The organism is Bradyrhizobium sp. sBnM-33 (genome assembly GCF_032917945.1).
GTDB lineage: Bacteria > Pseudomonadota > Alphaproteobacteria > Rhizobiales > Xanthobacteraceae > Bradyrhizobium.
In genome coordinates this window covers 2,048,409-2,068,683 of the sequence record NZ_CP136624.1, presented here as the reverse complement: position 1 = coordinate 2,068,683, position 20,275 = coordinate 2,048,409, and the positions used below count along the sequence as shown (strand labels likewise).

The window sequence follows — 20,275 nt, the reverse complement described above, 5'->3', positions numbered from 1 at the left end:
GAATACAGCGCGCTCTATTCCCGCGACGTGAACAACTACATCGCCGTCAAGCCCGACGGCTCTGTCAAGAAGAAGGGCGCATACGCTGAACCCAAGATCGTCGCGAGCTCGTGGCCGTCGCCGCTCAACGAGGTCTGCACTGACGTCGTGGTCGAGTATGTAACCAAGGGGGTACCGATCTTCAAAACCATTCACGCCTGTCGAGACATTCGGCGATTTGTCACCATTCGCACTGTCAAAGGCACGCCGTGAAAGACGGCAAGTATCTCGGCAAGGCGATCCGCTGGTACTACTCGACGGACGCCAGCGGCTCGATCAACTACAAACTGAATGGCAACAAAGTGGCGCGCAGCGACGGTGCAAAGCCGCTCATAGAACTCCCCGACGCGTTTCCGAATGACGTCGATTACGATTGGTACATTCGAGAGGCCGAAAGCGTCCTCATCGATATCGGCTACCGATCTGAACGGCCGACGCTAGATCAGCATCTCCTACTCGCCGCGGTGATATGACGGAAGCAATGAAAAGCGCGATCATTTCGTCATGCGGTTTGTATCGCTACGATCTGCGCAGGGATTGGGATGCGAACTTGCCGCCGCTTGTGCTCGGCATACTCAACCCTTCGAAAGCCGATCACAAAATTGACGACCCGACGATTGTTCGCGGCGTCTATCGCGCGAAAACGATGAATTGCGGATCTCTGATCGTGTGGAAACTCGGCGCAGGTGGCGCGACCGAACCGCAAGACTGGATGGCGATGCCAGACCCGATCGGTCCCGACAATGACCGGCATATTCGAGACATCCTGACCGAATGCAAGGAGCGCAACGGCATCGCCGTCGCCGGTTGGGGCGTCTACGGCGACTTCATGAACCGCGACCTGGCCGCGATGGAAATCGCGCATACCGTCCAGCTACCAGGATCGAGAGGCCCTGTTGAGCAGATTCCGGACGATTCTGTCCTCAAAAACACCTATTATCGTGTTATTGACAAACCAAGTGCCTCGTCAGGGCTTTGAGCCGTGAGTTCAGTATTCTTTAGCGCCCACTGTGTGGGGCAGTGTTGGCTTAGCGGAGTCGATCATGACCCCAACCCACCGCATTATCCAGGAGTCGTCCGGAATTCGATTTTCAAGGATCGTCAGTTTTCTCTATGGATCGGCCGCGGACATCGCTTTCTTCATCACAATTCTATCTGTTGTCTGTTTCGTAAGCGGCCAAGTCGTGCCGAAGACGATCGACACGGGCCAGCAGACATGCATCGAATCGCTTGCCGTAGAGGGGGCGGATGGCTCCGTTTGCCATCCAACACAGCGTCAGGACGCGCAAGCGCTTCAAAGACTCCTGGACACAATAAGTGCCGAAGCGCATTGAGCGAAGTACTTATCGCTGCGAGCCTCATGCTGCTAATCTGGTAGTGGCATTCGGCAGGCCGAGGAAGCTATGGCGCGGGCTGCGACAGTCTCATTCGTCGGCTGGATATTCGTGTTCACAAGCACGTTTCTGATCGATCATTTCGAATTGTTCGGACTATATCAAGAGCACCCGATCTCGCGAGCCGCGCAAGCCAGCGCCGCAATTCGCACCCCGCTGCACCACAGATTTGTGCGGCATCTCACATATTCGCCTTTATCGTCGCGTCTGAGCCGCGCCCGTCACGACGATCGGGAATCTGTTACTTGCAGCCGTGATGACCGCTTACATCTTTGTCGGCATCTTCTCAATCATCAAAACAGTCGTCGGCGTTGGTTACCAGTATGTCCAGCGGATAGAGCCTCTCGCGAAAGGCTGCGCCGCCGAGAGAACCGCCATTCCACCAAACGGTGATATGCGCCTGCCTGGTCTCCTTGAGCTCTGCCACCGATCACCAGCCGGTTCGCTGCACGGCGTCCATTTGCACACATGGAAGAACGACGCGCTTGTCAACCAGGCAATCAAGGCCAGGTCCGAGAGCTGCGCGAAGGTAGCCTAGATGGGCCTTTTCGGTCGAGACGAGTACAGGATGTTCAGCTCGCTGATCACGAGCATGGGAAGTGTGTTGCAAGGACGAAAGCGAAGGCCTGGTCCCACTCGTGGAGCTCAACTTCGAGGGGCTGCCGGGTCCGAGGAGACAGCGTCAAAGGCGTTCTTTTCCGAAATGATGCCGCTCGAAAACATAACTTTATCCCAGAGGATGCGTCGAGCGATCTCACGAGGGTCTGCAGGCACTTGAGCGCGGTGAGTGCAAAACCAGTCAAGCCGCATTTCAAGCGGCAAGACGAAACAAGCTTCTCAGCCGAAGCGAATGACAACCTTGCAAGGTGCTTACTCGACCTTGAAAGGATTGGCTGAGGCGGTTCAACTAGAAGCTAGACGGCACCTATATAGGCGACTTCCTGATTAGGTCTGCTCTGAGCCTCGCGCAAACTTGCGAGAAGGAATACGATCCCCGCGCGCGATCAGATCCTGGTCAGTTCGCCGAAGTTCCGGATCACCTTCGGATCGCCGAAGTCGCCGCCGGATCTCCGGAGCGGCTAAGGGCGACGCCGCCGACATGCCTAGGCTTACGGGAGAGGACCTCCGCACGCATGACGGCGCTCTGAGAGAAGCACTCGATCGCTTCACCGGGAGCGATCCGTCGTCAGAACTGAGGCAGGCGCAGCACTGTTTGCATCAGCGGATCGTCCGTATCGAGCATTGCTCTCACGAACCCGAGCGAAAAGCATCCATCGCATGGGCCAATAGTATGCCGATGCTCAGAAAAATGAGTGTCCCGACAAGAGCCGAATACATATGCCACCTCCATCGCTCACTTCCTTTGAACTGCGCGACCGCTACACAGTCAAATTATTCCTTGAGCACGAAATGGGATCGCAGCCAACTGATGAGTCTGGGCCACAGCGGCTAGCTGGCAACATGTGGAACGATCAAAGGCAGAAGCTGTAAAACCCAGCTGTTCTGTTCGAACCGACGGGACAGGCGTAGCGCGGATGACCGAAAAACGCGTGTGGCTAATGTGCAACGGATACTTGGTTTCTGCGCGGGAATGTCCAAAACGAACGCTCCGGCCCTTGAGACGCCTGTAGCACCTGCGCGCAAGAATTGGGGCGTCGGGATGATTTTTCAAGCTCGAAGGATGAGAGCTTATTGTCTCTTTGGGAGGTATGCGCCGGCAAGTGTTGGCCGGTTGTGCGAACGCCGGGCGTTGCCGCTTGTTGGTAACAATCTTGCGCACCTATGCTGAATTGCTTCGTTCGGAAATGGACCGGCGGGAGCTGAAGTACACCCCGATTAATTGGTCTGAATAGGCCGCTCCAAGGCATACCGATGAAAGACCTGCAGAAGCACTTGAAAAAGCTCCGCACTGATGCAGCCGAATGCAAATTGATCAGCGACCTGGCACTGACCAGGAAAAGCGAGAGCTGTTCGCAAGGCTTGCGGATCACTTGAGTGTCGTGGCGTCCTAGGTCGAGCCCGCCATATCTGCGAAAGTCTCCACCACGGAGACGGAGCTATAAACACAGTCGCTCGTGCTTAAGGATCGGCTCTGGGTTCACGAGAGTGGGACTTATGTGAAATTTGACGAGGCGGGTAAGCTGAGCACGATTTTGCCTCTGTGGTTGCCGCGATTGTTGATTAGGGTGTCGCCGGGACGAAGCGTCGGAAGGAGGACTTTCTCGACAAGAGGCGGAAACTCTCGCGATCGTTCGGCCCCTCGAGAAACCATGGAGCCTCGATCCGGGCAGGTGCAATGGGGAATGTCAGATATTTTGTGTAAGAGATCTCTGTGAAGGTTGAATTGCAGTGGTTTCTTGCATCAGCCGGACATTGTCATCGATCCCATGGTGGCTAACAATGGCCGGGCAGCAAGCTCTGTCAAGGCCGCAGCCGCCGCAGGCGGGGGCCGCAGGCCCGCCTTTACAGAGCTTGCTGATCGGCCAAACTCGGGCCGCCGGATAAGACGGCTGATCGGCACTTTGGTCATCGCGCTGATCCCGGAAAACGCGAGCCGAACTGAATGGCGAACTGGCCCATGGCGGCGGTCCACTCGACGCCGCGCCGCCACCTCAATCCGGCGTTCTTGATGGCGAGATAAAGCAGCTTCAATGCCGCGTCGTCGTTTGGAAAGCTGCCGCGGGTCTTGATGATCTTGCGCAAGCTACGGTGCAGCGCCTCGACCGCGTTGGTGGTGTAGATCATCTTGCGGACGCCAGGAGCGAACGCGAAGAACGGCACGACGTGTTCCCAGGCGCGGCGCCAAGCCTGGCCGATCGCCGGATAGCGCTTGCCCCATTCGTCCTCGAACTCCTCGAGCCGGACCAGCGCCATGTCGGCATTCTCGGCCCGGTAGATTGCCTTGATGGCAGGCAGGATCGCCTTGCGATCCTTCCAGGCGACAAACGCTAGGCTGTTGCGGATCAGGTGCACGATGCAGGTCTGCACCACGGTCTGCGGATAGACCGAGGCGATCGCCTCGGGAAAGCCCTTGAGCCCATCGACCACCGCGATCAGGATATCGTTGACGCCACGCGTCTTCAGGTCGTTGATGACCTTGAGCCAGAATTTGGCGCCTTCGGTCTGCTCAATCCACAAGCCCAGAACCTCCTTCTCGCCGTCCGGATTGAGCGCCAGCGCGACATAGACGGCCTTGTTCTTGACCATGCCTTCATCGCGAATCTTGACTCGCAGCGCGTCGAAAAACACCACCGGGTCGAGCGGACGGGTTTGCCATTCCCGAACTTCGTCGAGAACCGCGTCGGTCACCCGGCTGATCAAATCCGGCGAGACCTCGGTTCCATAAAGTTCGGATAAATGCCCCTGGATCTCGCGCACCGTCATGCCGCGCGCGTAGAGGCTCAGGATTTTGTCGTCGAAGCCGTCGAAACGGGTCTGGCCCTTGGCGATCAATAGCGGCTCAAAGCTGCCGGCCCGGTCGCGTGGCACAGCTATGTCGATCTCGCCGTCCTCGGTCAGGATCGTCTTCGCGCTGGTCCCGTTACGGCTATTGCCGCTGCCGCGGCCGGCCGGGTCCCCCTTCTCGTAGCCAAGATGATCGCTCAGCTCCGCACCAAGCGCCCGCTCAATCAGCGCCTTCTTCAGCTGCTTGAAAAGCCCGTCAGCACCCGTGAGGTCTTCAGGCTTCTCATAGTTAGCAAGCAGTTGATCCAGTAGTTCAGGGGTAATCGTCCTGTCGGTCGTCATGTGAGTCTCCTCGGTAAGGTAAACTCACAGAAACCTGCTTACACATTCTTTCTGACACCCTCGTGCAATGCGGCCAGGAAGTCTTCCAGCGGCCGTGCGGAATCTTGCTGGGACTCCTCTCGCTACCGGGCGCCCACCCCCGCAAGGCCGCCATACCAATCTGTTCCAGATCTCGTCGCTGAAGACCAAGCGCTCAGGTTCGAGGCGATCTTGAATTTGATCCACTGCGTTCGCCGTCTGGCGACGTCCGGACGGTCGCGTTCGCCAGCCACCACCTTGCTCTTTGAAGCTGAGCTTCTCGGCGTGGACGAACTCCCACTCAACGGTAATCAGCCTTCAGCCCGCGATCAGCGAGCTCGGCGACCAAGCCGCGCAAGGTGAAGTCCCCTTGATTCGTCCTAAAACCCCGACACGATGTTCGCCGGAAATCGCCTTCGGCCTGTGGACGCCCATCCTGCCGGGCGCCACGCTGCCGGTCTCCCGATGCCGTCGCACCCATCCTACGGCGGTGCTGACTGACCGCAACACCGAACTGTTTAGCCGCCTCGCTCCGGGACAATCCGCCGGTAAGAACCTACAACGACCCGCTTCCGAAGATCCTCAGAGTAAGGCTTTCCCATCCATGCTGGCCTTCACGCCGAGCTCTCCTGATTTGGGAACCCCGAATCGATTTAAGCTAACCTCATCACGCTTTAGATTAATCCCTCCGCGGCTTTGCTCCACGGCTTCTTCAGACCCCTTCGCGATGGCTCGTTGCACTTCGCTAACCCTTTGCCCTCATGCGGTTGGATAGAAGACTTCCACTTTCAAGCAGCCGTTCATACTCGGCGCTCCTGAGAAACCGCCCGGCAAACCGGGGGTTTCTTCCCCTTGTGTCACGGGCAGCCTTTTAGACGTCGTTCCGGGGCGCTCACGAAGCGAGCGAACCGGCAATCCAGAGATCGCGGCGAGAGGTTTCCGGGTGCGCAATCCAAATCGGCTGCTACCGACTTGCACCACTAAGACCCGCGAATCCGGTTACACCCGAGTTCGACTTGCCCTGGAATGACGGTTAGAAATGCAGCCGCCTACCCTGCCGTGTTCGAGGTCTCGCCGTCGTTGGGATCGATTTTCTGGTTAAGCCGCGCATGCAGCGTGGCCTGGTCGAGTTCGCCTTCCCACCAGGCCACGAACACCGCGGCAATACCGTTGCCGATGATATTAGTAAGGGCGCGCACCTCGCTCATAAATTTGTCGATCGAGAACACGATTGCCATGCCCGGCACCAGCACTGGATTAACCACTGAAAGCGTCGCCGCGAGCGTGATGAAGCCGGCCCCGGTGATACCGCTTGCGCCTTTCGAAGTCAGCATCGCCACAACGAGAATGGTCAGCTGCTGGCCGAAGCTGAGATCGACCCCGAGCGCCTGAGCGATAAACAGCGTTGCCAAGGTCATGTAGATGTTGGTGCCATCGAGGTTGAAGGAGTAGCCGGTAGGCACCACGAGGCCGACCACCGGCTTGGAGCAGCCCAGCCGCTCGAGCTTCGTCATCAACTGCGGCAGCGCACTTTCCGAGGACGAGGTGCCGAGCACGAGCAAGAGCTCATCCTTGATATAGGCGATAAACTTGAAGATCGAAAACCCGACGAAGCGCGAGATCAGACCGAGCACGACCACCACGAACAGCGCGGCCGTAGCATAGAACAGCGCGACGAGACCGATCAGATTGCCGAGCGCCGATGGTCCGAACTTACCGATCGTGAAGGCCATGGCCCCGAACGCGCCGATCGGCGCTACCTTCATGACAATGGCGATGACGCCGAACACCGCGTGCGCCGCGTCGTCGATCATGCCACGCAACTTTGCGCCGCGCTCACCCAGCGCCATCAGCGAGAAGCCGAACAGAATCGCAAACAAGAGCACCTGCAGGATATCGCCGCGCGCCAGCGCGCCGACCACGGTGTCGGGAATGATATTGAGGATGAAATCGACGCTTTTCGAGGCTTCCGCCTGCTTCACGTAGTTGGCGACGGCTGCGGCATCGGGCTTGGCCGCAAGGCCGTGGCCGATCTGAAAAAGATTGCCCATCACCAGGCCGAGCACCAAGGCAAAGGTGGAGACGACCTCGAAATAGACAAGCGCCTTGAGGCCGACCCGGCCGACCTTTTTCGCATCCTGGATGTGCGCGATGCCCGAGACTACGGTGCAGAAGATGATCGGCGCGATCAGCATCTTAATTAGCTTAATGAAGCCGTCACCGAGCGCCTTGACCCACTCGTTGGTCGCGAGCGACGGCCACAGCCAACCGACGAGGACGCCAATCAGAATCGCGATCAGCACCTGAACGTAGAGGATTTTGTACCAAGTTCGCGACGCCCGCGCGGACGCCGCAGTTGCGATGGTGGTCATGACGCTCCTTCCCATACGAACTCGAACACCGAGCCGTCGCGCGTTGAGAGGCGACGGCATCAGACGAGCTTTTCATGCCAGCCGTGTCCGATTGAAGACGACGATGTCGGAAACCCGACAGCCTGCAGCGTGATTCCAAAGGCAGGCTGGCTGTTACGTGTGTTTTCTCTCGATAAGCAAGACGCGCACCACGCGCGAAGCCATGCGGCCGTCAACCCGCCAGACGGTGAACCGACACTCTCCTGACTACCTTGGCCGAACGCCAGAACCGTTCGTGCCGCCGAAGGCAGAGGCGTTGTTCAGCGCCACGCGCACCTTGCGCTGGCGCAGCACATTGCACGTGGCGTCGAGATCGACGAGCTGCTTGCAGTCGATGTCATGCTCCGATAGCGCTTTGAGGTCGGCGCCGATCCTGACCTTCAGCTCGTAAAGCTCGGAATCGACGATCGGGCCGATGGCGGTGCGGCCTTCGCGCATCTCTTTCCAGATGGAGGCGGCGCAGGTGTCTAGGCCGCACAGCCCGCCCATTCCGGTAATGACGACGCTCCTCTCCATTCAGGCCTTAGCGAGCAAGCCGTGGACAGCTTCAACCGTGTCGCCGATATGCTTGAGGTTCGACCAGGCATCATCCGTGTTCATCTCGATCTGTACGCCGTTGGACTGTTCCAGGTCGTAGATGAGGTCCGTCAACTCCGGCGACTGGATGCCACGCAAGGTAAGTTCCGTGGCCATCGTTGTCTCGCCGCCGCCCGCGGGTATTCCTTGGTTTTGGCGATGTTCCTTCGCGAGTTTGATCTGCCATCCTGTGGCTTCCATCAGGCGCCTCGACGCGAACGCGACGCCGTTCCTCAGCCGAGCCGCGTCGCCGATAGAAGCAGTGACGTGATCGGTGGGCGTCAGGTGCTGTTGCCAATGCAACATTCCGCAACATTGGTAAAATTGATTTTTTGGATGGTAAGCATCCACGCCGCGTATCAATTCCTCGCGCAGGACAAGAAAGTCGCACCCTGGACGCCCTCTACAGCGGCCGGCCCCCTCAGGTGCGAGTCGACCGCCTCCGGTCTGTCGCCAGCCATCGAGGCCCCGATGGGCGCGGCCCGGGAAAGTGAAAACAAAGACACGATAATGGCGACCATCGGCACCTTCACCTTGAACGGCAATGGCTTTTCCGGCTCGATTCGCACCTCGCTCTCAATACCAAGGCCAAGCTGGTCCGCGTCGAGAACCCTCTGAAGGGCCGCACTTCCGCATCTTGGGGGCTAATGCCGATTATGCGTAGCGTGGGATTATGCGAAGTCGTTGGCTGTTAGTCCCGGTTTTCCAGGTCTTTTGTCGCTGTGCCGCTCCGCATAATAACGGGCTGCGGTCCGCGGTGCCTCGCCTGCTGCGAGGCACCGCGGTGTCGGTCAGCGCGACCAGATCAGCGCAAACTCGCGATCGTCGCCTTCGAAGAGGTTGGCGTAGACGGGCGCGGTGAGGGACGGATCGTCGAGGTTAACCGAGTAGTAGGTGCGGTTGTCCTTCGAGGTCCGGCGCCAGGCGGCACCGATCTCGACGCCGGAGACGATCACGCGCAGGTCTGGCGCCTTGTCGCTGGTGGAGGCGGGCTCGCTGGGGACGAGGCGCGCCTTGGCGTTGATCGCAAGCGTCTTGATGATGCCGGTGTAGGTGCCATCGTTGCTGCGGGTGAACGAACCGATCTGGGACATGGTGGATCTCCTGTGCTGTGAAAGCCTGCGACCATCGCGGCCTTGTGGCGATCTTGAGCCCGGGGACGGCCGACCCGCACCGTCAGGCTGCCGCGCATGCGGAGGACGGCGTGCGGCGATCTTGTTGCTGCGCGAGGAGCGGCGCAGCCGCGGGGAAGAAGATCGCCGGCACGTTATTGCGGGGAACAGGCCGGGTCGCAGACCACATCTCGGGTCCGCCCAGCAAGGCCCGTCGGTCGTAGAGCATCACGGCATGCCTGGAGAACCACCCGCTCCCGTCGGGCTCGCATGGCATGATGACCTCTGGTCCTCTTCACAGCGTCAGGTCGGCACAGTGCGCATGTCGGCCATCAGCGACGCGATTAATGCGTCGCTGCCGTCAACTACCAACGCTAGTGATTGATCCAAATGAAAGACACGGCAATTATTGGTGAACGTTGGGCCGATCGAACACCACGTGGCGCGAGCATCACATGCAAAGACTTCGGCATATAACATCAACCAAGGGTCCGCTCTCGCAAACGAACTTGATGCGCCGATTCGCCGGTCGCAGAAATGCCGCGCGCGCAGGCTCGATCCAGTATAATTTCTCTTGGAGATAGCATGATGGACTGTTCAGTGTGATCGCAGCCGCAGGCCCAAAGGCCTCGCGCATTGGCCTGTCAATCGTCCGCCCTCTGGGCTGAGCACCTCATGATTCCAATTCGCCGACGTAGGCGAGCACATCGTGGACTCAATCGTGGCAGGTCTCAGCCAGATCAACTCGTGAGCCGCCCGAATGAGGCAGAGCTTGGCCAAAGAAGATTCAACGGAAGCAGAGCATCCACGTCAGTATTCTGTCACGCCGCCGCATTTAGGCGCACTTAGTCCTCTCTTAGATTGGATTAGATCGTTCGCAGCAGGGAATGAAGATGGCAGCAAGCGAGACAAGCTTTGAGCAATCGGTGATCCGCATGGCGGCTGGACGCTTCCGCCAGACGTCTACCGAGAAATCGGCTTGGCATTGGCCGCGATCGGCAAGCCGATCTGCATCGTACAGGAGGGCGGCTACCGACTGGACGCGTTGTCGGCCTGCGCAGCGCATTTATCCCCGGGCCTGCGAATTGGAATGAAGGAAACAGGCAGGAGCCATACATGAACGACACCTCAGCCCCCGATGCTGGCCTTCTTCCGTTTCGAGACCTCATCAACGAGTTGGACAACGATGTCATGGCTTCCTTTGGAGCTGGGCAGGCGAACTACGTCGCCGCCGCTACGTTCGATCTCCCCGTCCTCGACGGGAGGTCTCCACATGCTCGGCAGTTTCTGTTCAAGCCCGTACGCGCCGTCGCGCTGGCGGAGCAATCCTGCCGTGAACTCGGGCGACAACGGCCGGATGGCCGGAAGTGGAGCCAGTAGTGAAAGCTGTGATCCTCGCGGGCGGCCTCGGATCCCGAATCTCCGAGGAAACCCACCTTCGGCCCAAGCCCATGATCGAGATCGGCGGCAAGCCGATTCTGTGGCACATCCTCAAAATCTACTCGCACTATGGCATCAACGATTTCGTGATCTGCTGTGGCTATAAGGGTTATCTGATCAAGGAATACATCGCCAACTACTTCCTGCACGTGTCGGATGTCACCGTCGACATGACGAAAAACCGTATGCAAGTCCACCAGCATCATGCCGAACCTTGGAAGGTGACGCTCGTCGATACCGGCGAGAAGACCATGACGGGTGGTCGGCTCAAGCGAGTTGCTAATTACCTGACGGATGAGGACGCCTTCTGCTTGACCTATGGCGATGGTGTGGGAGACATCGACATATCCGCATCGATCGCCTTCCACCGTCGCCAGGGTACGCTCGCCACTCTAACCGCGACCTATCCGCCTAGCCGTTTCGGCGCCTTCAAAATTTGTAGTGATCACCGTGTTGCCAGCTTCAAGGAAAAACCTTGGGGTGATGGGGAAATGATCAATGGTGGCTTCTTCGTGCTCTCCCCGAAAGTATTTGACCTGCTGGTGGATGACTCCACTGTTTGGGAGCACGAGCCGCTCACGACCTTGGCCGAGCAGCAACAGCTTTCGGCTTACCAGCACCACGGCTTCTGGCAGCCCATGGATACTCTGCGTGACAAGACGTTCCTCGAAGCGCTCTGGATTGAGGGCAACGCTCCGTGGAAGGTGTGGGAAAAATGAGCAGCTTCCAGGCGAGCATGCGCATCTTTCTCATAGGGTACGCGGATTTCAAAGGCTCAAGGCTCGCGCTTTGGCTGCAACGTCTCGACGTCACGGTGACCGGGTACGCGCTGACGCCGCCATCCGCGACGCCCAGCCTTTTGAAATCGCTCGCCTGGCCGGCATGGGGCCGATTCTGGGCGACGTGACCAACTGCAATCATTTGGTCGGCACGCTTCGTAGCGCTGCGCCCGATATCGTTACCCACATCGCGGCACAACCATTGCTACCCTATTCCCATGCCAATCCATCCGAGACCTATCGCGCAAATGTCATGGGAACGGCGCATCTGTTGCAGGCCGGTCGGCAGATGGATTCGGTCCGCGCGGTACTCACCGTCACCTCCGACAAGTGCTACGAGAACCGTGAATGGATCCGGTGCGATCGAGAGAACGGTCGGATTTGCCGTCTGAGCGAAACGAAGGCGGGGCTCGGCACAATTGAGTCCGTGTTCAGCGCTGACGGTTCAAGTGGTCTGACTTGGACAGAATTCGCGGGCATGGAGTCCTGCGTAAGCGCCATCCGCCTTAGCAAGAATGTCGGGGCTCAGCGATCGGTTCTCGTCGACGATAAGCATGCCCGTGGCGACGCCGTGATGCAGATCGAGGCCGATCTCCAGGATCCGTCCGAGCTTCGTGCCGAGCTCTTTGACTTGTGGCGATCGGCCGCCGGGGTGTCTACGGCAATTCGCCGTGTTCATCGTCCGACCTGATGCGCCATAGCAATTTCTGCCATTAGGATGCGGCTATGGAAAAGGTATTGGTGACTGGCGCACGAGGCTTCATTGGATCCCAGCTTTGCAAGAGGCTCACGGGCTTGGGCGTCGAATTACACGCGGTCTCGCGCCAGCCACCGGCCGACGTACCGGCCTGGTGGAAATCGATTGGCGGAGATGTCAGCAATGCCCGACGCGCCACCGCTATCTGTTGGTGGAACGTCAATCTGGTCGATCTGCAGGCAACGCGAGAACTGATCCGGACTGTCCGGCCTGACACGACCTATCACCTCGCTGGTCTGGTGACGGGTTCGCGCAGTTTCGAAATGGTGCTGCCGATCCTGCAAAACAACTTCCTCACCGCATTCAATCTGCTCCTGGTCACCGCTGAAAGCGGCGCCGGCCGGATCGTGTTCGCGGGCTCCGTTGAAGAGCCGGATAACCCCGATCACATACCTTCCTCGCCCTATGCCGCGGCAAAAGGGGCTACGTCGGCGTATGCTCGGATGTTCGAGGCGCTGTATCAGACCGAGGTCGTCATCGCGAAGATCGCCATGGTTTACGGCCCGGCGCAGGCGGACCTCACGAAGCTGGTCCCCTACGTTATCACCACCTTTTTGCGCGGCGAGCGTGCCAAGCTGAGCAGCGGCGTCCGGCCGGTTGATTGGATCTACGTCGATGACGTGGTCGATGGCCTTATAGTGTGCGCCCACGCATCTGGCGCCGAGGGCCGTGTGATAGATCTTGGATGGGGCGAGGTGTGCACGATCCGGGAGATTGTACAGCAGCTAAGAGCATTGATTCCCGGTGCGCCCGAACCGCTGTTCGGGGCAGTTCCCGATCGACCGCTCGAGCGGGTACTGAAAGCCGATGTTGCCACTTCCCGCAAATTGATCGGCTGGAACCCGTCGACAACGCTGTACGCGGGCCTGCGCCGTACAGTGGAATGGTATCGATCCCGACCCGCGGCATGACCGCCGGGCCGTCACCCTTTGCTCGGTTACCACGAACGCGTGGTTCCTGTGGGCCTCGTGCCGATAATGATCACGGGCTGCGGCTTGCGTGTCGCCACGCGGCGCGCGTTTCCAAGCGCATCATCATAAGAGGAAACCTCGCAAAACGCCGGGTTCAGGTTCCGCAATCGCGACAGCTCGAACAGGACTTGCATAGGGGGCCGCCGGGCCCAGATAGGCTTCGACATCGGGTTTCGAGCATGCTCGATCAGGTATTGCGTAGAATCTGCACAGGCAAAGCATAGGCCGTCGGCCAAGTCGACAAAGAATGTCTTCGTCGCCATCCAGGCGGAAAAACTCCGAGACGGCGCTACGTCGGCGGCCCGGACACCTATCCACAACGCCACCGAGCCGATCACCGGCAAGATGAACTCGCGGCGTGATGGTGTATCATTCGACCCGCTTCGATCACTCGGAACGTGCGTGGACAAGCCCTGCGTCCAGTGCGACCCGCGCGGCGGACTCAAGCCGAGCAAAGGGTACGTCGGCCCGCATCGCCATGTCCAACAGGCTATGGTCGCCATCCGCGAGGTTGAGCAACCATAACAGGTCCATCTGCGTGGCGCCGCCCGCCTCGCGTTGCCCAGCGATCGTTCTATAGAGATCGCGTCTTCCAAGCTGAGGCTCGCATCGACCGTCGACGCGCTCATACGTGCAGTCCGCATCAAGTAAGTCCAAGACCGTCTCTATTACCGAGTAAGATTGATCGAGGGCCTCCGGCTTCACGAAATCCAGATTGTCTGCCGACGTATGGTATTCGGGGAAAGCACCATGTACACCGCGCATAAGGCAGCCTACCGGCAGATCGAATGCAGGCGAACAAAACTGCCGCTCATCATATCCGTAGGGGGCGAACGGCAGTATTTCATGGCGGAGGCTGGAATGCCTGAGGACATGTGCCACGGCCCGATCGATCGTCGCCCCCTTGCGGCTCTGCTTATAGTGAAATTGCCCGCCATCACCCAAACACGTCAGCACGAGGCCATACTTGATGTTAGCCAATACCGGCTCGTTGCGGGCGAGCCAGGTGATGGCGCCGATCGTCGCTGGAAGGAAAAGAAATCGATATCCTAGCCGTCGTTTTTGGCGCGCCTGCCGCATGGCCAGAGCGGTCATGACTGCGATTCCCGAAAGATTGTCATTTGCGAGGCTGGGGTGACAGACATGGGTGCTGAGCAAAACTTCGTTCGGCGTCTCGCCGGGAACGAAACACTCACCAAACGTCAGTGAACCAGCCGAGATATCGCTGTCAATCTCGACATGATAGACGTCATCATTCATGGTCTGCCAGAGATTATGAGGCAGGCAGAAGCCCCAATCGTCGGCGTAATAGCCAGTCCTGTATGGAATAAGATCTGGCTGATCAGGCAGCGTGTGGATGTGCCGCGCGAGTTCGGCACGCGTGAACACGCCCTGCACCGGCCTGCTATATCCAAGAACATGAAGATTGTTGCTGGCGAAGTCGACCAAGCATTTTCCGCCCACCGTGGAGATCGACCCGTGGCGAATATTCCATTCCATCGGAACGTGCCAGTCGAAAACAGAAGTTCCCGTTCGGACTTCATTGATTTCGAGATCAATATGGCGGGCGATGATGCTCAGGGTCTTGCGAACTCCTGAGCCGGTTTGACTGCGGTTGATTGGAAACAGCTCGCAGACCAGTTGATACAGGTCAATCGCAGGCTTCCTCTCAATTTCCCTTACGTCGAGCTTCATTGGCATCTCGTTTCTGCCGGGGTCACTACAGCTCGCGATCTGCGAGCGATGGTCGGGCCGCATCTTTGGGCGAAAACATTGTCACCGGTTCAGGCCGAGTCATAGAAAACATCGGATCGTCGAAGCGGAAGCCACCCGACAAACCTTCGACGTATTCGATATCATCAGACGTCCCACAAAGTGCCAAGCGGGAAGGGGGTACATGACCATCATGTTCGTCTGCCGCCCGATGAAACCGATCGCGCCGGTCAGCAAGACCTTCATGTCAGAACCTTCAGTTCGGGAACCGCAATGACAAAATTGCCGCCCCACCTCCTAGTCTGCTCATGCTGCTGCATCACCTCGGCAGCGATGTTCCAGGGTAGGATCACCACCCAATCTGGCTTTCGCTTCGCGAGTTCTGCTGGGTGAAGGATCGGAATGTGGCTGCCGGGCATGAACTTGTTCTGTTTCGAGGCTGCCGCGTCGCAGACAAAGCTAATCAGGTCGTGTTTCAAGCCGGCATAGTTCATCAATGTATTGCCTTTGGCAGCCGCGCCATACGCGGCGACCGATCTGCCGGCGAGCTTCTGCTCGATCAGGAAAGCTAGGAAGTTGTTCTTTACCTGGTCCGCCTTTTGCTGGAATGCAAGGTACAAACCGAGGTCTTGCAGCCCCAGCCTTGTCTCCTCCGCCAACATGGCCGTGACCGCTGCCGTTGTTTTGCGCGGATCATCCTTGTTGCAGCCATAGATGCGCAAGGAACCGCCATGCGTCGGGAGCTCCTCAAGGTCGAAGACCCGCAGACCGGCCTTTTCGAAGAGTTGGATAACCGCCGTCAGCGACAGGTACGAGAAGTGCTCATGATAAGCCGTGTCGAACTGGTTCTGTACAATCATGTTCTTGAGATGCTGGAACTCCAGGTTCACCGTACCTCCCTGCTTGAGTAGAATACGCAGGCCCAACGTGAAGTCATTGATGTCAGGCACATGGGCATAGACGTTGTTGCCGCAGATCAGGTCTGCTTGCTGCCCGCCTGCCGCCAGCCTCGTAGCGGTGGCTGCGCCAAAGAATTCACGAAGCACCGGCACGCCAATCTGCTCGGCAGCATCGGCCGTGCCGGCGGTCGGCTCGATGCCCAGGCATGGTACGCCCATCGTTACAAAATTTTTGAGGAGATATCCGTCATTGGAGGCGACCTCGACGACAAAACTGTCTCGGGTCAGATGCAGCATCTCGGCGATCTTTTCGCAATAGGTCCTGGCATGTTTCAGCCAGCTCTGCGACGTCGAGGAGAAGTATGCGTAGTCGCTGGAGAACAATTCGTCGGCGGCGGTGTGATCTTCAGTCTGTACGAGCCAGCACGCGTGACAGACAAAGATCTTGAGCGGAAAGGTTCTCTCCGGTTCGTGGAGCTGCGCTTCCGAAAGATAGGCGTTCGATGGCGGCGCGTGTCCCAGATCAAGGACCACGTGTTGCAATTGCGTCTGGCAATTCCGGCACTTCATAAGTCTAGTCCCTTGACGTCCGCATCAAGATGCGGATGCGTCGAGTCGCGTGTGGACAAATCCGTTGATGGAAAAGGCCATGAAAAGTCCGCCATCGGATCATCGAAATAAACAGCTCCTCGTGGGACGACGGATTGAATGTGGTACTGCAGCGATTTTCGGCACAAAGGACGACATAGAGCGTAACGACGAGGGCAATGGCCGCCGCGGTGTCGGCCTGACCGTGAAGCAGCACCAGCCGCCAACGCCGACCAGGACCCGCCCCAACACCCGGCGGATGCGCCCCGGCCGGTCGGCCAGTAGCCTCATGAGTGATTGAGACGTTAGCGCGGAGTAGCTGGGGCGAGCAGCTAGAGGTAAGGGTTGACCAATGCGAGCCTGCCGATTCCTGCCGATAGCACCGCGGCATGCAGCCAGCCCGCCGTCCAGGGGCCCCCGGACCACGAGGAAGCTGCAAATCCAGCTCAGCGCTATGGTGAACGTGACGTTCGCCATGCGAAGCACTGCGATATCGCTACCTGCCGGGATTGAAACCGAAACTGCTGTAGTATTGCAGCCAAGCGAGACTGCGGTGGTTACGGCGGACAGAGCGAGCAAGGTCCGATCCAGGAAGACTGACGTTCCGTTTGCAAAGTGGTCGTCTCGTGCCATAGGTCTCTTCTTGCCAGCTTCGTCGACGAGCCTCATTCCAACGGGCCTCGAGATCCTTCTAACTGGCCTGAGCTCCGCAATCTCCTCCCAAAATTGGTAGAGTCTATCATTGGCGTGCAGCGAGACCGAAGTTTGGACCACTCAGAACTAGAGTTTTGCGCCTCTAATCAGGTTGGCGGGCTGGTTTGCGCCGACGTGGTTTGCAGCAAAATCGGCGCCTGTCTTCTCTTCCATGGTGGGCATGCCAAATGCTGTGCTCCGGTCAACTACCAGAGCCGGTAATTGATCTAGATGACGGAAGCATGTTGCCTGTCGATGATAAACGTCGGCCGGTCGGATGAAACGGCCGGTCAAACGCAAGGTCCGCTTTTCAACAAGCCCGGAAACCTCACATCGCAGGAGCAACCACAATGGACGTTTTTGGACCACGGAGAGAGCACTCCGAAAAGCCCAAGCAGGGCTCCAGCCGGTTCAACGGCGGGTACTTTTTTCTTCCGTCGGTCACTCTTGAACTACCTTTTAAATCACGCCGATCTCGTGCTGGAGAATGCGCCCTTCACCGATCGCGCCGGGCCACTGGCTTGCGCGTATGTCGTCACGCCGGCTTCTGGGCTTGTATGGATACGCAACATGACACGGATCAGCTCGAAGAACTCTGGGTCTCCGGTCGAGGCCCTTGGGTTCACGCCAACAACGCCCAGCCTTTCGTTCGGAGCGCTACGTGACAATCAGCCTCATCGTCAAAGAAGATATCGAGCAAATCCATGCGGCCTTGCCGCGAGGATGCTTCGCGGGGGCAACGGTCCTGGTCACAGGCTGCGCGGGCTTCCTTGGATATTACTTCCTCCAGTACTTCACGCGAAAGGCGTCCGAACTCGGTCTGAAGCGGATCATCGCGCTCGACAGTTTGCTGCTGCATCGGCCGCGCTGGCTGACCGATCTGAGTGCGGAGTTTCCGGACGTGCTCAAAACGCATACGTTCAACATCGCCAGTGATGACCTTCGAATGGTCGACGGCGCTGACGCAGCGGACTACGTCATCCATATGGCCTCGATCGCTTCGCCGACGTTCTATCGTCAGTATCCGGTCGAGACCATTGACGCTAACATCTGGGGATTGCGGCGGCTGCTCGAATCCTATCGGAGTTCGGATCGGCTCAAAGGGCTGTTGTTCTTTTCGAGCAGCGAAATCTACGGCGATCCGGCTGAGACGGCGATCCCGACTGACGAGGAATACCGCGGCAATGTCGCGTGCCTGGGCCCGCGGGCCTGCTACGACGAATCGAAGCGTTTCGGCGAGACGATGTGCTACGTCTTCTCGAAGACGTATGGCATGCCTGTCACCGTCGCCCGCCCCTTCAATAACTATGGGCCTGGTATGCGCATCGACGACCGTCGGCTCCCGGCCGATTTCGCGCGATGCGTGATCAATCGAGAAGACATTGTCATTTTTTCCGACGGCATCCCGACCCGGACTTTTTGCTACGTCTCCGACGCGATCACAGGCTATATCCTCTGCCTCCTGCATGGGAAATACGATTACTTCAACATCGGGATCGACGGGCCGGAGATCTCCGTCCACAACCTTGCCGAGATCTATCAGCAGGCCTCGCTGGAGGTTTTCGGGCGCCGCGGCGCGGTCGTCTTCGAGAGGAGTTCCGACTCAGAGTATCTTGTCGATAATCCAAACCGACGCCGCCCCGTGATCAAGAAGGCGCGGCACATTCTCGGGTACGCTCCCAAGGTCCTCGTAAATGAGGGCGTGCGCCGCTACCTGTCCTTTCTACGCGACGAGTTGAGGGCGTGATGCGCGTCACAGTTGTCGGGTCCGGTTATGTGGGTCTCGTCTCGGGCGTGTGCCTCGCGGTGAAGGGACACGACGTGACGTGCGTCGATCTGCGGAAGGATGTCGTCGCTCAGCTTAACGACGGCGTGCCGCATATCCATGAGCGCGGTCTCCCTGAACTGCTCAAGTCAGTGCTTGCATCGGCCCGCTTTCGGGCGACCACCGATCTACACGCCCCGATCGAGACAGCGGAAATCGCCCTGATCGCTGTCGGCACGCCGTCGAAGAACGGCGCGATCGACCTCAGCGCCGTCCGGCAGTGCGCTCGCCAGATTGGCGCTTATCTCGCGACTACTCCTCATCACCTATCAGTCGTCGTGAAGAGCACCGTCATCCCAGGAACAACGGACACGATAGTGCGGGAAGAGCTTGAGCACTCGTCCGGGAAGAAGCTCGGGGCATTCGGCTTGGGTATGAACCCGGAGTTTCTTCGCGAAGGAGAGGCGATCGAGGATTTTATGGAGCCCGATCGCATCGTGATCGGTCAGGAGGATGAGAGGACGCTGGCGCGGCTCGAGGAACTCTACGCTCCGTGGAACTGCGACAAAGTGCGGGTGAACACCCGCACGGCCGAAATGATCAAGTACGCCAACAATGCAATTCTGGCCACCCAGATCTCCATCGCGAACGAGATGGCAAACCTCTGCACTGCGGTGGGAGGTGTCGACGTCCTCGACGTCATGCGCGGCGTCTATCTCGACAAACGGTGGTCGCCGATCACTCCCCTGGGCCGCCTTGCTCCACAGATCCTGACTTATCTCGTTCCGGGCTGCGGATTCGGCGGGTCCTGCTTTCCAAAGGACGTACAGGCGCTGCGCAGCCAAGGCGAGAGCCTTGGCCTCCCGATGAATATGCTGAATGCCGTTCTCGACGTGAACGCCGCGCAGCCGGGCCAGATCGTCTCTACCCTCGAGCGGAAGCTCGGAGCGTTGTCCGGCCGACGAACCCTCGTTCTCGGCCTCTCCTTCAAACCGAATACCGACGACGTGCGAGAATCCGCCTCGATCAAGATCGCTCGCGATCTTCTGCGGGCCGAAGCGGATGTCAGGTGTTACGATCCGCTCGCGACGGAGAACTTCAAGCTCGCCATCGGAATCGCCGCGAACCGTATTCAGTTCTCGTCTGACTGGCGGCGCGAAGTCGAATGGGCCGAGATCGTCATCATCGCGACTCGGACACAGGAATACGGCGAACTCACCTCGTTGCGAGTCGCCGGCAAAACGGTGTTCGACGCGCGTCGACTGATCAATCCAGCCGATGTGGCCCCCGCGGACTACCTAACCATTGGCCGCCGCCTGAACTGAGTCGGGCCATGATCTTCGAACTGACACCCATATCGAGAGCTTTCCTCA

At 58.7% G+C, this 20,275-nt stretch carries 18 protein-coding genes and 1 pseudogene; 12 read left to right on the top strand and 7 right to left on the bottom strand.

The window, feature by feature from the left end:
- The first annotated feature begins 27 nt into the window (after positions 1 to 27).
- From RX328_RS09620 to RX328_RS09600, 5 genes are all read left to right on the top strand, one after another.
- Positions 28 to 252 carry a hypothetical protein gene (locus RX328_RS09620; protein ID WP_213256402.1) on the top strand — a complete coding sequence of 75 codons (225 nt, stop codon included), beginning with the start codon at positions 28 to 30 and terminating at the stop codon, positions 250 to 252.
- Positions 249 to 512, top strand: coding sequence for a hypothetical protein (locus RX328_RS09615; protein ID WP_213256404.1), 264 nt, complete (start codon positions 249 to 251; stop codon positions 510 to 512). The genes RX328_RS09620 and RX328_RS09615 overlap by 4 nt, the downstream gene beginning before the upstream one ends.
- A gap of 8 nt (positions 513 to 520) precedes the next feature.
- Positions 521 to 1,018, top strand: coding sequence for a DUF1643 domain-containing protein (locus RX328_RS09610; protein ID WP_213256406.1), 498 nt, complete (start codon positions 521 to 523; stop codon positions 1,016 to 1,018).
- A gap of 64 nt (positions 1,019 to 1,082) precedes the next feature.
- The gene (locus tag RX328_RS09605) at positions 1,083 to 1,373 is read left to right on the top strand and encodes a hypothetical protein (RefSeq protein ID WP_057850452.1); all 291 of its coding nucleotides are present in this window, start codon (positions 1,083 to 1,085) and stop codon (positions 1,371 to 1,373) included.
- Between the two features lie 316 nt (positions 1,374 to 1,689).
- Entirely contained in the window at positions 1,690 to 1,971 is a 282-nt protein-coding gene (locus tag RX328_RS09600) for a hypothetical protein (RefSeq protein WP_213256407.1), read from the top strand.
- Between the two features lie 1,988 nt (positions 1,972 to 3,959).
- Here the strand turns inward: RX328_RS09600 and RX328_RS09595 are convergent.
- The 4 genes and pseudogenes from RX328_RS09595 to RX328_RS09580 form a co-directional block, all read right to left on the bottom strand.
- Positions 3,960 to 5,180 carry an IS256 family transposase gene (locus tag RX328_RS09595; RefSeq protein WP_317258666.1) on the bottom strand — a complete coding sequence of 407 codons (1,221 nt, stop codon included), beginning with the start codon at positions 5,178 to 5,180 and terminating at the stop codon, positions 3,960 to 3,962.
- Positions 5,181 to 6,247: 1,067 nt separating this feature from the next.
- Entirely contained in the window at positions 6,248 to 7,570 is a 1,323-nt protein-coding gene (dctA, locus tag RX328_RS09590) for a C4-dicarboxylate transporter DctA (protein ID WP_057902640.1), read from the bottom strand.
- A 350-nt stretch (positions 7,571 to 7,920) separates the two neighbouring features.
- Positions 7,921 to 8,125: pseudogene (locus RX328_RS09585) on the bottom strand (beta-ketoacyl synthase N-terminal-like domain-containing protein); the annotation flags it as partial.
- Positions 8,126 to 8,386: a hypothetical protein gene (locus RX328_RS09580; RefSeq protein WP_249727271.1), complete on the bottom strand. Its 261-nt coding sequence runs from the start codon at positions 8,384 to 8,386 to the stop codon at positions 8,126 to 8,128.
- A 66-nt stretch (positions 8,387 to 8,452) separates the two neighbouring features.
- On the opposite strand from RX328_RS09580, the gene RX328_RS09575 reads away from it, so the two are divergent.
- On the top strand, positions 8,453 to 8,803 hold the full coding sequence (locus RX328_RS09575) for a DUF736 domain-containing protein (RefSeq protein WP_249727269.1): 351 nt from the start codon (positions 8,453 to 8,455) through the stop codon (positions 8,801 to 8,803).
- Between the two features lie 173 nt (positions 8,804 to 8,976).
- Here the strand turns inward: RX328_RS09575 and RX328_RS09570 are convergent, their stop codons facing one another.
- Positions 8,977 to 9,279 (bottom strand): DUF736 domain-containing protein, encoded by a 303-nt coding sequence (locus RX328_RS09570; RefSeq protein WP_213256856.1) that lies wholly within the window; start codon positions 9,277 to 9,279, stop codon positions 8,977 to 8,979.
- Positions 9,280 to 10,413: 1,134 nt separating this feature from the next.
- Between RX328_RS09570 and RX328_RS09565 the strand changes: the two genes are divergently transcribed.
- From RX328_RS09565 to RX328_RS09550, 4 genes are all read left to right on the top strand, one after another.
- A complete protein-coding gene (locus tag RX328_RS09565; protein ID WP_057902636.1) occupies positions 10,414 to 10,677 on the top strand; it encodes a hypothetical protein in 264 nt (87 codons plus the stop codon).
- On the top strand, positions 10,677 to 11,456 hold the full coding sequence (rfbF, locus tag RX328_RS09560) for a glucose-1-phosphate cytidylyltransferase (protein ID WP_213256854.1): 780 nt from the start codon (positions 10,677 to 10,679) through the stop codon (positions 11,454 to 11,456). The genes RX328_RS09565 and rfbF overlap by 1 nt, the downstream gene beginning before the upstream one ends.
- 70 nt (positions 11,457 to 11,526) lie before the next feature.
- Positions 11,527 to 12,207 carry a GDP-mannose 4,6-dehydratase gene (locus RX328_RS09555; RefSeq protein WP_213256852.1) on the top strand — a complete coding sequence of 227 codons (681 nt, stop codon included), beginning with the start codon at positions 11,527 to 11,529 and terminating at the stop codon, positions 12,205 to 12,207.
- 35 nt (positions 12,208 to 12,242) lie between these two features.
- Entirely contained in the window at positions 12,243 to 13,184 is a 942-nt protein-coding gene (locus tag RX328_RS09550; RefSeq protein ID WP_108522694.1) for an NAD-dependent epimerase/dehydratase family protein, read from the top strand.
- Between the two features lie 447 nt (positions 13,185 to 13,631).
- On the opposite strand, the gene RX328_RS09545 is transcribed toward RX328_RS09550, so the two are convergent.
- Both RX328_RS09545 and RX328_RS09540 read right to left on the bottom strand, forming a co-directional pair.
- The gene (locus RX328_RS09545) at positions 13,632 to 14,945 is read right to left on the bottom strand and encodes a DUF4910 domain-containing protein (RefSeq protein WP_108522692.1); all 1,314 of its coding nucleotides are present in this window, start codon (positions 14,943 to 14,945) and stop codon (positions 13,632 to 13,634) included.
- Positions 14,946 to 15,199: 254 nt separating this feature from the next.
- The gene (locus tag RX328_RS09540) at positions 15,200 to 16,390 is read right to left on the bottom strand and encodes a class I SAM-dependent methyltransferase (protein WP_317258665.1); all 1,191 of its coding nucleotides are present in this window, start codon (positions 16,388 to 16,390) and stop codon (positions 15,200 to 15,202) included.
- 1,408 nt (positions 16,391 to 17,798) lie between these two features.
- Between RX328_RS09540 and RX328_RS09535 the strand changes: the two genes are divergently transcribed.
- Positions 17,799 to 18,884 (top strand): NAD-dependent epimerase/dehydratase family protein, encoded by a 1,086-nt coding sequence (locus RX328_RS09535; RefSeq protein ID WP_213256848.1) that lies wholly within the window; start codon positions 17,799 to 17,801, stop codon positions 18,882 to 18,884.
- A complete protein-coding gene (locus RX328_RS09530; protein ID WP_108522689.1) occupies positions 18,884 to 20,227 on the top strand; it encodes a UDP-glucose dehydrogenase family protein in 1,344 nt (447 codons plus the stop codon). Before RX328_RS09535 ends, RX328_RS09530 begins: the two co-directional genes overlap by 1 nt.
- The last annotated feature ends 48 nt before the right edge of the window (positions 20,228 to 20,275 follow it).